The following is a 14,898-nucleotide window of genomic DNA, read 5'->3' as shown; positions in this document are numbered from 1 at the left end:
AAAGACCATGATCATTGAGGGGGGCGTCGATGCCGGTCCGTAGCGCCGGGCTTCTCATCTACCGCCTTTGCGAGACGAGGCTGGAGGTCCTGCTCGTCCATCCCGGCGGTCCCTTCTGGGCGAAGAAGGACGAGGGCGCATGGTCTATTCCGAAAGGTTTGATCGAAGCCGGCGAAGACGAATTGTCGGCAGCGATCCGGGAGGCGCAGGAGGAGCTCGGCGTCGAAATTCAAGGAAGCTTCGCCCCGCTCGGTGAATATCGCCAACCCGGCGGAAAAGTGGTGGTCGTCTGGTCGGTGGAGGCGAACGCGGCGCTTGATGTCGAGACGGTGCGGAGTTCGGAGTTTCAGATCGAATGGCCACCACGATCGGGCCGCATCCAGGCTTTTCCCGAGGTCGATCGCGCGGGATGGTTTCCTACCCCAGAAGCTGAGATCAAAATTCTCAAGGGCCAGCTCCCCATGCTTGCCGATCTCGTTACGCAGCTCGGTCGAGACCAGTGAACCGGAGTCTCAGCCATGATTCTGCTTCGACAAGCCGAGGCTGCAAATGCCTCAATCGACCCCGGTGATCTCGGGAGTGAAGGCGATAATTTTTTCGGATATCTGACTTCCGTCGCCGCTGCTCGCAGCGAGCAGAAGCGCAGCAGCGACTTCGCCCATCTGACGCCGTGGCGAAATCGAAGTCGCGATCCTGACGGGGAGGGCGCTGGCGACATCCAGCCCATTGAATCCGGCGATCAGGATTTCCGCAGGGCTGGAAATGCCGAGTTCCAGGCACGCAAAGACGCCGCCGGTTGCCATGTCGTCGTTGGAATAATAGATGCAGTCGAGATCTCTCGTCGCCGCGAGCATCGACATCGACAGCCGCTTGCCGTGCGCCACCGAGGAATAGGCGGCGTTGAACCGCTCGTCCACGAAAGAAAGGCCGCTCTCGCGCAGCACTTTCTCGAAGCCGGCTTTCCGCTTGCCGGCGCGCAGATCCCTGTCGATCGCGCTGCCGATATACCCGAACCGCCGCCGGCCGGCCGCCAACAGCGCTTTTGCCATCTCTTCTCCGGCCTTGCCATGAGATAGACCGACGTTGAAATCGATGGGGGTACCGTCGAGGTCCATCAGTTGGATGACGGGAATCGCGGCATTCTGCAGCATTCTCACCGTTTCTGCCGGCTGATCGAGACCCGTCACGATGATGGCGGCAGGGCGCCAGGAGAGCATGTCGCGAATGATCTCGCGCTCCTTCGCCATATCATAATCGGAGATGCCGAACACCGCCTGCATGCCTGATCCTCGCAGCCCGGCCGAAATGCCCGCCAGCATTTCGGGAAAGACGATGTTGGACATGCTGGGAACGACGACGGCGACAAGATTGGTGCGCTGCGACGACAGTGAGAGCGCCAGCCGGTTGCCGACGTAATTTAACCGCTCGGCCTGCTCAAGCACTTTTTCGCGGGTCTCCTTGGAGACGTCGGCGGCGCCGCGAAGAGCGCGCGATGCCGTCATCTTGCTGACGCCGGCCGCAGCGGCAACTTCTTCCAGTGTCGATTTATGCATTGCACCGACCCCATCGTCGAACTGCCTCGCCAGCGGGCAACGTCAAATTCATAGGCCTTTTTCAAAAAAAGGAAAACACTCACTACTTGACAGGAAACGCAAAAATGGGCGTTGTTACCGATACCGGTATCGATAACAGCTATCGGAAACGGGAGGAGAAGCCATGCGGACGAATGACAAGACCGCTGTCTCGGATCATGTCCGATGCGCTGAGCGGGCAGGGCACCTGAGGGTCTGATATCCGACACATGTACGATTGCTGGTGCCTCCGGATCGGTCAAGGACTTGACCCGCAGGTTGCAAATCTATCTGAATTCGATCGGGCATAGTCCGATCAGGCCGGTCCCGGATCGCCGTGACACTGGCCAGGAGTGAGCGCACGAACCATAGGACGCGCAGCGCGATCTTGATCGAATACACCGGCCGACGGGAGGAAGAGCCGATATGCATGTGATGATTCTGGGCGCCGCCGGCATGGTTGGCCGTAAGCTGGTTGAGAGGATTGAGCGTGAGCCGCTCACTTTCGGCCGGCCTGTCACCCGGCTGACCCTGGCAGACGCTTTTCCGCCGCCGGTGCCGGAAGCGCTCCGGTCCGTGACCACCGCGCTGACGGTGGATCTCGCCGGCGCCGGCGCGGCCGACCGGCTGATCGAGGGCCAGCCGGAACTGATCTTCCATCTGGCCGCCATCGTATCGGGTGAGGCCGAAGCGGATTTCGACAAGGGCTACGCGGTCAATCTCGACGGCACGCGCGCCCTGTTCGATGCAATCCGCCAGCTCGGCCTCAAGACCACCTACGTCCCGCGCGTCGTCTTCGCCTCTTCGATCGCCGTCTTCGGCACGCCGTTTCCGGAGGTCATTCCCGACGAATTCTTCACCACGCCGCTGACGAGCTACGGCACCCAGAAGGCGATTGCCGAACTGCTGCTTGCCGATTATTCCCGCCGTGGCATCTTCGACGGCATTGGCATCCGGCTGCCGACCATCTGCGTGCGCCCCGGCGCACCGAACAAGGCGGCCTCCGGGTTCTTCTCCAACATTCTGCGCGAGCCGCTCGTCGGCAGGGAAGCCGTATTGCCGGTCAGCGACAGCGTGCGGCACTGGTTTGCCAGTCCGCGCGCGGCCGTCGGCTTTTTCGTCCATGCCGCGACGATCGATACGACGAGGATCGGCGCGCGCCGCAACCTGACCATGCCGGGCCTTTCCGCGCTGGTCTCCGAAGAGATTGACGCACTGCGCCGAATGGCCGGCGACAAGGCGGTCGCCCTCATCAAACGCGTGCCCGATCCGGTGATCGAACGCATTGTCGCCGGCTGGCCGACGCAGTTCGATGCGACGAGGGCTTCTGCGCTCGGTTTTACGGCGGAAACGAGCTTCGACGAAATTCTGCAGGTGCATATCGAGGATGAACTCGGCGGGAGGATTGCGTGAGCACAGCGGCGAGCGGAGAAGCAAGGATCGCGCTTGTCACTGGCGGTGGCACCGGCGTCGGGCGCGCCATATCGAGGGGACTCGGCGCTGCCGGCTACAGGGTCGTGATTTCAGGACGACGGGCCGATGTGCTTGAAAAGGCCGCGAGTGAGCTAGGCAGCGAAACGGGGGCCGAGTTTTTCGCAGCTCCCGCCGATGTCGGCGACCCCGCTTCGGTGCGGACTCTGTTCGATGCGATCTCGGAGAGATACGGACGGCTCGACCTCCTGGTCAACAATGCCGGCGTCACCGTGCCCGGCGTGGCCCTCGAAGAGGTTTCCTTCGAGCAGTGGAGCGCCATCGTCGCCGCCAATCTCACCGGCGCCTTTCTCTGCACCCAGCAGGCCTTCCGGCTGATGAAGAACCAGACCCCGCGCGGCGGGCGCATCATCAACAACGGCTCGGTCTCGGCCACGACACCGCGCCCGAATTCCGCGCCTTACACCGCCACGAAGCACGCCATCACGGGCCTGACCAAATCCACCGCCCTTGACGGGCGCGAATTCGACATCGCCTGCGGCCAGATCGATATTGGCAATGCCGCCAGTGACATGACGACGAAAATTGCGGCCGGCGTGCTGCAGGCGAACGGCAGCATCGCCGCGGAGGCGACGATCGATCCGGCCCATATTGCCGACGCGGTCGTCTACATGGCCAGCCTGCCGCTCAGCGCCAATGTACTGACCATGACTGTCATGGCGACGAAAATGCCCTTTGTCGGACGGGGGTGAATCGGCGGGCTGCCGCCGGCTGAAAACGACATATATGCAGTGCTCATGATCTGGGAGGAGGGAGTATGGCAAACGTTCAATTCGCGGATGTCCGGAAATCGTTCGGTGCGCATCCTGTCATCAAGGGAGTGGACATCGATATCGCCGACGGCGAATTCGTCATCCTCGTCGGCCCTTCGGGCTGCGGCAAGTCCACGCTTCTGAGGATGCTGGCAGGGCTCGAGAACATTTCCGGCGGCGAGATCAAGATCGGCGGGCGCGTGGTCAACACGCTGCCGCCGAAGGACCGCGACATTGCCATGGTGTTCCAGAATTATGCGCTCTACCCGCATATGACGGTGGAGCAGAACATGGGCTTCTCGCTCATGCTCAACAAATCGCCGAAGGCGGAGGCCGAAAAGCGGGTGAAATATGCCGCTGGCATCCTCGGCCTCGACAAGTTGCTCGACCGTTATCCGCGCCAGCTTTCCGGCGGTCAGCGCCAGCGCGTCGCCATGGGCCGCGCCATCGTGCGCAATCCGGAGGTCTTCCTGTTCGATGAGCCGCTGTCCAACCTCGATGCGAAACTGCGCGTCGCCATGCGCGCCGAGATCAAGGAACTGCATCAGCGCCTGAAAACGACGACCGTCTACGTCACCCATGATCAGATCGAGGCGATGACGATGGCCGACAAGATCGTCGTCATGCATGACGGCATCGTCGAGCAGATCGGCAGCCCGCTCGAGCTCTACGACCGCCCCGCCAATCTCTTTGTCGGCGGCTTCATCGGCTCGCCGGCGATGAACATGATCCACGGCAGACTCGATCCGGAGAACCCCAGCCAGTTCGTCGCCGCCAACGGCACGCGGCTGCCTGTCGCCAATCCACCGGCGAGCGCTATCGGCCGCGACCTCGTCTACGGGCTGCGCCCCGAATACATCTCGCTCGATCCCAACGGACTGCCGGCCGAGATCGTGGTGATCGAACCGACCGGCTACGAGACGCATCTGACCGTCCGCCTCGGCGGCAGCGATGTCAGCTGCGTCTTCCGCGAACGTGTCGATGCCCGCCCGGGCGAAGCCATCCGGGTGGCGATCGACGCCAAGCATGTCCATCTCTTCGACGCCGAAGGCGGCATGCGATTGACCGACTGACGCCGGCGGGACAAGGGGAGAGGAGGAGTCTCCCGTTCCGCCGGAGCGCAAGCATTCGAGGGGTGAGCCCCCACGGGAGCACAAGCTTTCCGTATCGCGGATGCCAGGCCGCCGTTCACCAAGCGGGAGGTGAATGCCGGAGAATTGCTCCCGCTGTTTCAATGAGGAGGAATCTCATGACGATCAAGAGACGTGAATTTCTTGCTGCATCGGCAGCCGTTGCCGGTGTCGCAGGTCTCGGCATCAAGCCGTCCTTTGCGCAGGCCGAACCGACCTACACGCCGGAAAGCGGCGCCAGCCTGCGGTTGCTGCGCTGGACGCCTTTCGTGAAGGGCGATGAGGAGGCCTGGCTTGCCAATACCAAGAAGTTCACTGAAGCCACCGGCGTGGAAGTGCGCATCGACAAGGAGAGCTGGGAGGACATCCGTCCGAAAGCCGCCGTTGCCGCCAATGTCGGCTCCGGTCCGGATCTCATCATGTGCTGGTTCGACGACGCGCATCAATATCCGGACAAGCTGGTCGATCTCACGGAACTCGGCAACTATCTCGGCAACAAGTACGAAGGCTGGTACGACGGCCTGAAGGGTTACGCCACCCGTGACGACAAGTTCATCGCCATGCCGCTGACGACGATCGGCAATGCCGTGGTCTATCGCGACAGCCATGTCAAGGCGGCCGGCTTCAACGAATTCCCGAACGATACCGCAGGCTTCCTCGAGCTTTGCAAGGCGATGAAGGCAAAGGGCACGCCCGCCGGTTTCCCGCACGGCAAGGCGGTCGGCGACGGCAACAACTATGCCCATTGGCTGCTCTGGAGCCATGGCGGCAAAATGGTCGACGAAAGCGGCACGGTGACGATCAACAGCCCGGAAACGCTCGCCTCGATCAACTATGCCAAGGAACTCTACGCGACCTTCATTCCGGGCACGGAAAGCTGGCTGGATGTCAACAACAACCGCGCCTTCCTCGCCGGCCAGGTATCGCTGATCGCCAACGGCGTCTCGGTCTATTACACGGCCAAGAACGATCCGAAGCTCGCCGAGATCGCCAAGGACATCCGCACGACGAATTTCCCGATCGGACCGGTCGGCAAGAGCGTCGAGCTTTTCCAGACGAGCTCGCTCCTGCTCTTCAAGCACAGCAAATATCCGGAAGCCGCCAAGGCCTACATCAAGTTCATGATGGAAGCCGATCAGATGAATGCCTGGATCCAGGGCTCCAGCGCCTATTGCTGCCAGCCGCTCAAGGCCTTCGCCAAGAACCCGATCTGGACTGCCGACCCGGTCCACGCGCCCTATGCGCTCGCCTCGGAAAAACTGCGCCCGAACGGTTATGCCGGCCCGCTCGGCTACGCCTCGGCGGCGACCATGGCGGACTACGTGCTGGTCGACATGTATGCCGCCGCCGTCACCGGCCAGAAGTCGCCCGAGGACGCGATGAAGGAAGCCGAGCGCCGGGCAAATCGCTACTACCGCGTCTGATCCGGAGCCGGGACATGCGGCATGCCTGGTATCCGGCATGCCGCGAGCTCCTCAAGGACTGAATGCAATCTGGAGATAAGCAATGTCGACCTTGAACTCGGGGGATAAGCGCGGCCCCTCGCTGATGCAGAACAACAACGTGCTCGGCTTCCTCTTCATGCTGCCGGCTGCGGTGTTCCTTGTTTGCTTTCTCACCTATCCCCTGGGGCTCGGCGTCTGGCTTGGTTTTACCGACACGCGGATCGGCCGGGACGGCATCTTCGTCGGCCTGGAGAACTATGAGTTCCTGGCCGATGACGCGGTTTTCTGGCTGTCGGTCTTCAACACCATTCTTTACACGGTCATCGCCTCGGCGCTGAAATTCGCGCTCGGCCTCTGGCTGGCGCTGCTCCTGAACCAGCACCTTCCGTTCAAATCCTTCTTTCGAGCGATCGTGCTGTTGCCGTGGGTGGTGCCGACGGTGCTTTCGGCGCTGGCCTTCTGGTGGATCTACGATTCCCAGTTCTCGATCATCTCGTGGTCGCTGATGAAGCTCGGGCTGATCAGCGCGCCGATCAACTTCCTCGGTGATCCCACCAATGCGCGGATATCGGTCATCGTCGCCAATGTCTGGCGCGGCATCCCCTTCGTGGCGATCTCGCTGCTTGCCGGCCTGCAGACCATTCCGGCCTCGCTGCAGGAGGCGGCCTCGCTCGACGGCGCCACGAGCTGGCAGCGCTTCCGCTATGTGACGCTGCCGATGCTGACACCGATCATCGCCGTCGTCATGACCTTCTCAGTGCTCTTCACCTTCACGGATTTCCAGCTGATCTACGTGCTGACCAAGGGCGGGCCTGTTAACGCCACGCATCTGATGGCCACACTCTCCTTCCAGCGCGGCATTCCGGGCGGGCAGCTCGGCGAGGGGGCGGCCATCGCCGTCGCCATGATACCCTTCCTGCTCGGCGCCATCATGTTCAGTTTCTTCGGTCTGCAACGCCGCAAATGGCAGCAGGGCGGACAGGATTGAGGAGCAAACCATGTCGACCAATCTCAAACCCGCCGATGAGGTCCTGACCGACAATGCCGAGGGCATGAGCTATCTGAACCGCCTGCCGCGGCGCGTGGCGATGCTCTACCTGCCGATGGCCGTCTTCGTCTTCGTGCTGCTCTTTCCCTTCTACTGGATGGCGATCACCGCCGTGAAGCCGAACGAACAGCTGACCGACTACAACAATTACAGCCCCTTCTGGGTGGTCGGGCCGACGCTCGACCACATCAAGTACCTCTTCCTCGAGACATCCTATCCCGGGTGGCTGTGGAACACGATGCTGGTGGCCGTGGGGTCGACGGCGCTGTCGCTGGTCGCCTCGGTGTTCGGCGCCTATGCGATCGAGCGTGTGCGCTTCACCGGCTCGCGCCAGATCGGCCTCGTCATCTTTCTCGCCTATCTTATTCCGCCGTCGATCCTGTTCATCCCGCTCGCCTTCATCGTCTTCAAGCTCGGCATCTACGATTCGCGGCTGGCGCTGATCTTCACCTATCCGACGTTCCTCATTCCCTTCTGCACCTGGCTGCTGATGGGCTATTTCCGCTCGATCCCGTTCGAGCTCGAGGAAAGCGCGCTGGTGGACGGTGCCAACCGCTGGCAGATCCTGGTCAAGATCATCCTGCCGCTTGCCGTGCCGGGCCTGATCTCGGCCGGCATCTTCGCCTTCACGCTCTCCTGGAACGAGTTTATCTACGCGCTGACATTCATCCAGTCCTCTGAGAACAAGACCATTCCGGTCGGCGTCCTGACCGAACTGGTGCGCGGCGACGTCTTCGAATGGGGATCGCTGATGGCGGGTGCGCTTTTCGGCTCGCTGCCGGTCGTTATCCTCTATTCGTTCTTCGTCGACTATTATGTGTCTTCGATGACAGGCGCGGTGAAGGAGTGATCTGAACCCTTCAACCTTATCTCGCCAGCATACGCGCAAGCATATGTCTGATATGGTCCTGAGCACCGTAGAAAATCGCAGCAATAACGATCTTGCGATTATTTTCTACGGGCAAGAACCAGACCGCCGTCTTGTCCCTCCGAAGAAAACGGATGCCAGGGTAAATGTCGGGGCGCAATGTCCCGATATAAGGCGTATCGACGAGACGGTCGATTTCGACACGCGATTTACGGATTCGTTCAGCGGTACGCTCCAAAGCCTCGTCAGGCGAGTCTCCGAGTTCGACATAGGAGTCGAAGAGATGATCACAAATCAACTCAAAATCGCGTTCGACATCCTCGGAATATTCAAGGGTCCACACGATCAGCCCGCCGCTTCCGGTCGATCATTGTCTCGACGCGGCTTTCCATTTCCGTCGTGGAAATCCTCGGGCCGTTCAAACGCCGCTGGATTAATTCGTGAAGCGCTGCCGTTTCGACGGTCTCGCTTTCCGTCTTTACGCGGAGAAGCTCTAGGCCCTGCTGAAGAACGGAACTCATGCTGGAATACCGGCCGCTCTCCACCAGCGACCGGGCAAACGCGTCCTGCTGGTCGGTCAGCGAGATCGACGATTTGACACTCATCGGTTTATCTCCATCGAGCCGAGTTTGCTACTCAGTAGCACATTTGTCGACGTGACGAAAGCTTTCATCTGTCGTCATTGAAGGCAGGCCCCACCATTGGCCGTTTTTGCTACTAAAACCGCACTTTCCAGAGAAACGAGTTTCGTCTGCTTTACAGCCACGGGCAATATTGTGCCAAGAGAGTCTCCGCAACGACCGATACGATCAACTCTTTACAACTAACATGTCAGTCTGCTACACCTGACTCATTAGCCGGGAGGAACAAAGTTGACATCAAGATTCGGGCTGTCCGTCGCTCTCGCCACGCCGTTCGATAGCGATGGCAATATTGCGATCGAGGCGATGATCGCGCAAGCGCGGCGCTGTCTTGCCGCCGGGTGCTCCAGCGTGACGCTGTTCGGGACGACAGGTGAGGGGTCTTCCATCGGGAATGGCGAACGGGAACGCATAGTGGCAGCCTTTCTCGATGCCGGCATCGCACCGGGCAACATCATCGTCGGCGTGTTGGTCGATGCCGCAGAGGATGCGGCGATGCAGGCCGGTCAGGCTCTTTCCCTGGGCGCCCGCAACATCCTTCTTGCCCCGCCGTCCTATTTCAAGAACGTCAGCGACGACGGCGTCTTCCAGTGGTTCTCAGCCGTATTCGCCCTGTTGGGCGACAAGGCCCGCGATATCATCGTCTACAATCTTCCCTCCGTGACCATGGTGCCGCTGAGCGTATCGCTGATCGGCCGACTGCGGACCGCCTTTCCCCATATCGTCACAGGCGTCAAGGATTCCTCCGGCGACTGGCCCTATACGGAGGCGCTTCTTAAAGCGCATAGTGATCTCATCATCCTGGTCGGGGACGAGCGGCACCTCGCAAGGGCCGTGCGGCTTGGCGGCCAGGGCGCCATATCGGGCATGGCGAATTTTGTGCCCCGCGAACTCAAGCCGGTGGCCGAAGAGGGCAGGGACGATACTCGCGTTGCCGATTTCGTCCTTGAATTGCTGAAACACCCAGTCATTCCGGCCGTGAAGACGATGATCGCGCGTACGACCTTGGAGGAGATTTGGGTTGCGGTTCGTCCGCCGCTCGTTTCATTATCCGGCGAAGCGCAGGCACAGCTTGCCCTTGCTTTTGACCGTCTTTTTCAATCGAAAGCCGCATAGGTCAGCCATGTTTGCGGGGGAGGCGATGAACGAAACGGAAGAGCAGCCGACACTGCGGGAAAAGGCCTATGCAAGTTTCACGCGCCACCTGCTGGCCCGTGACGTGCGTCCCGGCCAGTTCGTGTCGCAGCGCCGGCTCGTCGAGCTGACCGGGCTGACGCTTGGCGCCATCCGGGAGCTCATCCCGAGGCTTGAGGCGGAGGGGCTGATCAAGACCGTGCCGCAGCGCGGTTTGCAGATCGCTCACATCGATCTCAACCTCATTCGCGAGGCGTTCCAGCTGCGCGTCTTCCTGGAGAAGGAGGCCGTGGCGCTGTTTACCAAATCCGCCTCGGACGAGACGATCGCAAATCTCCTGAAACAGCACCGGGATATCGCCGACGCCATTCGAAGCGGCAACGCGTCGCATGAACTGGAGCTGCACGCGCAGGCCGTCGACTGGGGCATGCACGACGCCTTTATCGATGCGCTTGGAAATACCATCATCTCGAACGCCTACCGCGTGAACTCGATCAAGATGCGCCTGATCAGCCAGGACCGGTTTCGCATCGACGGTCACGTCGGACCCGTGATGGGCGAGCACCTGAAGGTGCTCGAGGCGATCGAGCGCCGGTCGGTGGAGGACGCCGTCAACAGCCTTGTCGCACACATCAACGGTGCAAGGGATCGTGCGCTGAGGATCTAATCGGGAATAAGCAGCCGGAGGTGAGGAGATCGCCGGCGCAAAAGGAGGAGGACTCACATGCCATCATTCTTCAATCCGTCGCGCAGAGAATTTCTGGCGGGTACGGCCGCGCTCGGGGCGAGCAGCATGCTCGGTATGCGCCCGGCCGCCGCCGCGGTCGACTGGAAGCGCTTTGCCGGAACCACGCTTGAGGTCAATCTGGTCAAGAGCCCGCGTAGCGAAATCCTGACCAAGTACCTGTCCGAGTTCGAGGAACTCACCGGCATCAAGCTCAATGCCGAGGCAACGCCCGAACAGCAGCAGCGCCAGAAGACGACGATCGAGCTCAGCTCCGGCAAGCCGAGCTTCGACGTCGTGCACCTCAGCTACCACGTCCAGAAGCGGCAGTTCGAGAAAGGCGGCTGGCTTGCCGATATCAGCGGCTTCCTCAAGGACGCCTCGCTGACCGAACCGTCTCTCACGGAAAGCGACTTCGCCGAAGCAGGCCTCGCCTTCGCCAAGGATAGCGACGGCGTTCTGCGCTCCCTTCCCTTCTCGGTCGATTACTGGATCATCTACTGGAACAAGGCGCTGTTCGAGAAGAAGGGGCTTGCCTATCCCCAGAGCTTCGAAGAACTGGCAAGTGCGGCCGAAGCGCTTACCGACTCGTCGACCAACACCTACGGCTTCGTCGCCCGAGGCCTGAAGAACGCCAACACGCCGGTCTGGACGACGCTGCTGCTCGGTTATGGCTCGAGCCCGCTCGGCCCGGACGGCAAGCTGCGCACGACGTCACCCGAAGCGATCGATGCGGCCAAGCTTTACCAGAGGCTGATGACCAAGACCGCCCCTCCCGGCGTCTCCGGCTTCAACTGGGCCGAGGCGCAGTCGGCCTTCCTGCAAGGCAAGATCGGCATGTGGCTCGATGGCGTCGGTTTCGCCCCGCCGATCGAGAATCCGGAAAAGTCGCGCGTCGTCGGCCAGGTCGGTTACGGCATCATGCCGAAAGGACCGAAGGCGCAAGCCGCAGGCACGTTCGGCGACGGCCTCGGTGTGGTCGCGGCAAGCCAGAAAAAGGAAGCCGCCTACCTGTTCTGCCAATGGGCGATTTCGCACGACATGGGCGCTCGCCTGCTGCAGGCCGGTGCCGGCGTTCCGTTCCGCCAGTCCGTACTTGAGGACGCCAAGGTCCGCGAAGGCGTCAAGATGCCGGGCACATGGCTGGATGCCGTTGCCGGCTCCGGCAAGATCTCGCAGCTCGCCCTACCGGTCATCATTCCGGTCACCGAGTTCCGCGACATCTATGGCGTCGGTCTCACCAACATGATCGGCGGCGCCGATCCTGAAACCGAACTGAAGACGGCGACGGCACAATTCGAACCCGTCCTGGCGAAAAGCGAGGGATAATGGCCTCGGCAGGCATCGAAACGGCCGCTATGGCCAAGGCGTCGAAAGGAAGGAGCAAACCGGATCGGTTTGCTCCCAACTACTGGCCATTCGTCATCCCGGCGCTCATCGTCATCTCAGCCGTCATCGTCTTTCCATGGGTGTTTACGGTGTGGATGAGCGTCAACAGCTGGACGCTCGGTCAGTCGCAGGTCTTTGCGGGGCTGGACAATTATATCAGACTCGCCACCGACGTGCGCTTCTGGGAGTCACTGTGGCATACGGTGCTCTATACGACGCTTTCCGTGGTGGTTCCCCTTTTCCTGGGGACGCTCGCCGCGCTGATCTTCGATGCCCAATTCCCGCTGCGCGGTCTCATTCGAGGCATATTCGTGATGCCGATGATGGCGACGCCCGTCGCCATCGCGCTCGTCTGGACGATGATGTACCATCCGCAACTCGGCGTGCTCAACTATCTCCTCTCTTTCGTCGGCATCGGCCCGCAGGAGTGGATCTACAATCAGCGCAGCGTCATTCCCTCGCTGGTCCTGGTCGAAAGCTGGCAGTGGACGCCGCTCGTCATGCTGATCGTGCTCGGCGGCCTGGCCGCGGTTCCGCGCGAACCTTACGAGAGCGCTGAGATCGACGGCGCCAATGTCTGGCAGAAATTCCGCTATCTGACGCTGCCGATGATCGCGCCGTTCCTGATGATCGCCGTGATCATCCGCAGCATCGATGCGGTGAAGAGCTTCGACATCATCTATGCCATGACCCAGGGCGGTCCCGGAACGGCATCGGAAACGATTAACATCTATCTCTACAATACGGCGTTCGCCTATTACGACATCGGCTATGGCTCCGCCATGGCGGTCGTCTTCTTCATCCTCATCGTGCTGCTCTCCTTCGTCCTGATGATGATCCGGCAGCGCGTCAACTGGTCCGACGGGGAGGCACGCTGATGAAGCGCAAGACGCTCGACCGCATCGGACTGCTGTTCGTCGCGCTGGTGATGATCTCGCCGGTCGTGCTGTTCTTCCTCTGGATGATCTCGCTGTCGCTGAAATATGAGATCGACAACGGCGCCTATCCGCCGATCTTCATCCCGGAACGTTTCGCCTGGTCGAACTATGTGAAGGTCTTCGAGGAGAACAACTTCTTCCTCTATCTCTGGAATTCACTGCTGGTGACGGGTGCCGCTACGCTTCTGGCGCTGTTGATCGGCGTGCCGGCCGGATACGGCATCGCGCGTCTGAAGGCGGAGAAGTCGGCGATGGTGATCATGATCGCGCGCATGACGCCGGGCCTGTCCTTCCTCATTCCGCTCTTCCTGCTGTTCCAATGGCTGAACCTGCTCGGTACGCTGATGCCGCAGATCATCATCCATCTCGTCGTCACCGTGCCGATCGTCGTATGGATCATGATCGGATATTTCGAGACGACGCCGATGGAGCTGGAGGAGGCGGCAAGCATCGACGGCGCGACGCCCTGGCAGGTTTTCCGCCTGGTCGCCCTGCCGATTGCGAGGCCCGGCATCGTCGTCGCCTTCATCCTGTCGGTGATCTTCTCCTGGAACAATTTCGTCTTCGGCATCGTGCTCGCCAGCCGCGAGACACGCACGCTGCCGGTCGCCGTCTACAATATGCTGTCTTTCGAACAGGTCAGTTGGGGACCGCTCGCGGCAGCCGCGCTGATCGTCACCTTGCCGGTGCTGATCCTGACCGTGTTTGCGCAACGGCAGATCGTCGCCGGTCTGACGGCAGGCGCCGTCAAGTGAGCATGTGAGACGACCGCCGATGACTTCCTCTGCCTTCGGCCCGCCGCCCGGTCCACCACGCCGCGTGCTCTGCATCGGCGCAGCGGTGCTCGACACCCTGTTCCGCGTTCGCTCATTGCCCACGGGCCAGGGCAAGATCTTGCCCTATGAGATGCTGCAAGTCGCCGAAGGCATGGCGTCGAGTGCGGCATTCGCAGTCGCCCGGCTTGGCGGCTATGCCAGCCTCTGGGGCGCGGTTGGCAACGATACGACGGGCGAACGCATCCTTTCCGACCTCGGGAATGACGGCATAGACACGAGCGGCATGACGGTTGTGCAGGGCGCCCGCTCGGCCGTCTCGACGATCCTCATCGATGATCAGGGCGAACGCCTGATCGTGCCTTTCTACGACGAGCGGCTCCACAATACAGTGAGGCTGGTCACCGAGCAGGAGATGTCTGCTTTCGATGCGGTGCTTGTCGATGTCCGATGGCCGAAGCTTGCACTGCGGGCGCTGATCGCAGCTGGCAAGGCGGGCAAACCCGCCATACTGGACGGCGACGTTGCCGGCGAGGGCGTCATCGAGATGCTGGCGCCGGCCGCCAGCCACATCGTGTTTTCACAGCCTGCGGCCGAGCGGCTTGCCGGGACGGCGGATCTCGTCGAGACCGTCGGCCTGCTAAAACGGAAATTCGAACATGCCTTCATCAGCGTTACGGCTGGCGAAAACGGGTCCCTGTGGTTCGACGACCCAAGCGGCGACATCCGTCACCTCGCCGCGCCGAAAGTGAGAACCATCGACACGCTTGCGGCCGGTGACATCTTCCACGGCGCCTTCGCGCTGGCAATCGCAGAAGGCCTGCCGATCGAAGAGACGATGCGATTGTCATCGATGGCGGCGGCTCTCAAATGCCAGGTGTTCGGCGGACGCATCGGCGCACCCACGCGAGCAGAGGCGTGCGATGCTCTACGGGATTGGAACGTCCGCGTTTCCCAGAAAGCGAGTGATATCAAGTTCAGATGAGGCGGGACA

At 61.3% G+C, this 14,898-nt stretch carries 16 protein-coding genes; 13 read left to right on the top strand and 3 right to left on the bottom strand.

Translation table 11 applies throughout. From position 1 onward, the window contains the following. Nucleotides 1-29: 29 nt before the first annotated feature. Nucleotides 30-503: an NUDIX domain-containing protein gene (locus NL154_RS23535; RefSeq protein ID WP_221147035.1), complete on the top strand. Its 474-nt coding sequence runs from the start codon at nucleotides 30-32 to the stop codon at nucleotides 501-503. 51 nt (nucleotides 504-554) lie between these two features. Here the strand turns inward: NL154_RS23535 and NL154_RS23530 are convergent, their stop codons facing one another. After that, on the bottom strand, nucleotides 555-1,553 hold the full coding sequence (locus tag NL154_RS23530; protein WP_210632008.1) for a LacI family DNA-binding transcriptional regulator: 999 nt from the start codon (nucleotides 1,551-1,553) through the stop codon (nucleotides 555-557). Nucleotides 1,554-1,997: 444 nt separating this feature from the next. Between NL154_RS23530 and denD the strand changes: the two genes are divergently transcribed. From denD to NL154_RS23500, 6 genes are all read left to right on the top strand, one after another. Continuing rightward, the gene (gene denD / locus NL154_RS23525) at nucleotides 1,998-2,984 is read left to right on the top strand and encodes a D-erythronate dehydrogenase (protein ID WP_434734300.1); all 987 of its coding nucleotides are present in this window, start codon (nucleotides 1,998-2,000) and stop codon (nucleotides 2,982-2,984) included. Further along, nucleotides 2,981-3,754, top strand: a complete 774-nt coding sequence (locus NL154_RS23520) for an SDR family oxidoreductase (protein WP_434734299.1) — start codon at nucleotides 2,981-2,983, stop codon at nucleotides 3,752-3,754. The genes denD and NL154_RS23520 overlap by 4 nt, the downstream gene beginning before the upstream one ends. Before the next feature lie 65 nt (nucleotides 3,755-3,819). After that, nucleotides 3,820-4,887, top strand: a complete 1,068-nt coding sequence (locus tag NL154_RS23515; protein ID WP_210632005.1) for an ABC transporter ATP-binding protein — start codon at nucleotides 3,820-3,822, stop codon at nucleotides 4,885-4,887. 176 nt (nucleotides 4,888-5,063) lie between these two features. After that, nucleotides 5,064-6,368 carry an ABC transporter substrate-binding protein gene (locus tag NL154_RS23510; protein WP_221147032.1) on the top strand — a complete coding sequence of 435 codons (1,305 nt, stop codon included), beginning with the start codon at nucleotides 5,064-5,066 and terminating at the stop codon, nucleotides 6,366-6,368. 82 nt (nucleotides 6,369-6,450) lie between these two features. Further along, nucleotides 6,451-7,377 carry a carbohydrate ABC transporter permease gene (locus NL154_RS23505; protein ID WP_210632003.1) on the top strand — a complete coding sequence of 309 codons (927 nt, stop codon included), beginning with the start codon at nucleotides 6,451-6,453 and terminating at the stop codon, nucleotides 7,375-7,377. Between the two features lie 10 nt (nucleotides 7,378-7,387). Next, nucleotides 7,388-8,287, top strand: a complete 900-nt coding sequence (locus tag NL154_RS23500) for a carbohydrate ABC transporter permease (RefSeq protein ID WP_221123496.1) — start codon at nucleotides 7,388-7,390, stop codon at nucleotides 8,285-8,287. Nucleotides 8,288-8,303: 16 nt separating this feature from the next. Here NL154_RS23500 and NL154_RS23495 read toward each other — a convergent pair whose 3' ends face one another. Both NL154_RS23495 and NL154_RS23490 read right to left on the bottom strand, forming a co-directional pair. Then, nucleotides 8,304-8,654, bottom strand: a complete 351-nt coding sequence (locus NL154_RS23495; protein ID WP_434734355.1) for a type II toxin-antitoxin system RelE/ParE family toxin — start codon at nucleotides 8,652-8,654, stop codon at nucleotides 8,304-8,306. Next, nucleotides 8,635-8,910, bottom strand: a complete 276-nt coding sequence (locus tag NL154_RS23490) for a type II toxin-antitoxin system ParD family antitoxin (protein ID WP_221147031.1) — start codon at nucleotides 8,908-8,910, stop codon at nucleotides 8,635-8,637. The genes NL154_RS23495 and NL154_RS23490 overlap by 20 nt, the downstream gene beginning before the upstream one ends. A 267-nt stretch (nucleotides 8,911-9,177) precedes the next feature. Between NL154_RS23490 and NL154_RS23485 the strand changes: the two genes are divergently transcribed. From NL154_RS23485 to NL154_RS23460, 6 genes are read left to right on the top strand one after another with little or no spacing between them, the layout of a single operon-like run. Further along, the gene (locus NL154_RS23485; RefSeq protein ID WP_221155160.1) at nucleotides 9,178-10,062 is read left to right on the top strand and encodes a dihydrodipicolinate synthase family protein; all 885 of its coding nucleotides are present in this window, start codon (nucleotides 9,178-9,180) and stop codon (nucleotides 10,060-10,062) included. A gap of 7 nt (nucleotides 10,063-10,069) precedes the next feature. Further along, the gene (locus NL154_RS23480) at nucleotides 10,070-10,747 is read left to right on the top strand and encodes a GntR family transcriptional regulator (RefSeq protein ID WP_210631999.1); all 678 of its coding nucleotides are present in this window, start codon (nucleotides 10,070-10,072) and stop codon (nucleotides 10,745-10,747) included. A gap of 57 nt (nucleotides 10,748-10,804) precedes the next feature. Next, nucleotides 10,805-12,133 carry an ABC transporter substrate-binding protein gene (locus NL154_RS23475; RefSeq protein ID WP_434734298.1) on the top strand — a complete coding sequence of 443 codons (1,329 nt, stop codon included), beginning with the start codon at nucleotides 10,805-10,807 and terminating at the stop codon, nucleotides 12,131-12,133. Next, complete coding sequence (locus tag NL154_RS23470; protein ID WP_221147028.1) at nucleotides 12,133-13,071, top strand: carbohydrate ABC transporter permease; 939 nt, start codon at nucleotides 12,133-12,135, stop codon at nucleotides 13,069-13,071. The genes NL154_RS23475 and NL154_RS23470 overlap by 1 nt, the downstream gene beginning before the upstream one ends. Then, a complete protein-coding gene (locus tag NL154_RS23465) occupies nucleotides 13,071-13,886 on the top strand; it encodes a carbohydrate ABC transporter permease (RefSeq protein WP_210631996.1) in 816 nt (271 codons plus the stop codon). The genes NL154_RS23470 and NL154_RS23465 overlap by 1 nt, the downstream gene beginning before the upstream one ends. Nucleotides 13,887-13,905: 19 nt before the next feature. After that, entirely contained in the window at nucleotides 13,906-14,889 is a 984-nt protein-coding gene (locus tag NL154_RS23460; protein ID WP_221147027.1) for a sugar kinase, read from the top strand. The last annotated feature ends 9 nt before the right edge of the window (nucleotides 14,890-14,898 follow it).

Source organism: Rhizobium sp. YTUHZ044 (assembly GCF_051123975.1).
In the GTDB taxonomy this organism is placed as follows: Bacteria; Pseudomonadota; Alphaproteobacteria; order Rhizobiales; family Rhizobiaceae; genus Rhizobium.
This window is presented reverse-complemented; position numbering and strand designations above follow the sequence as displayed.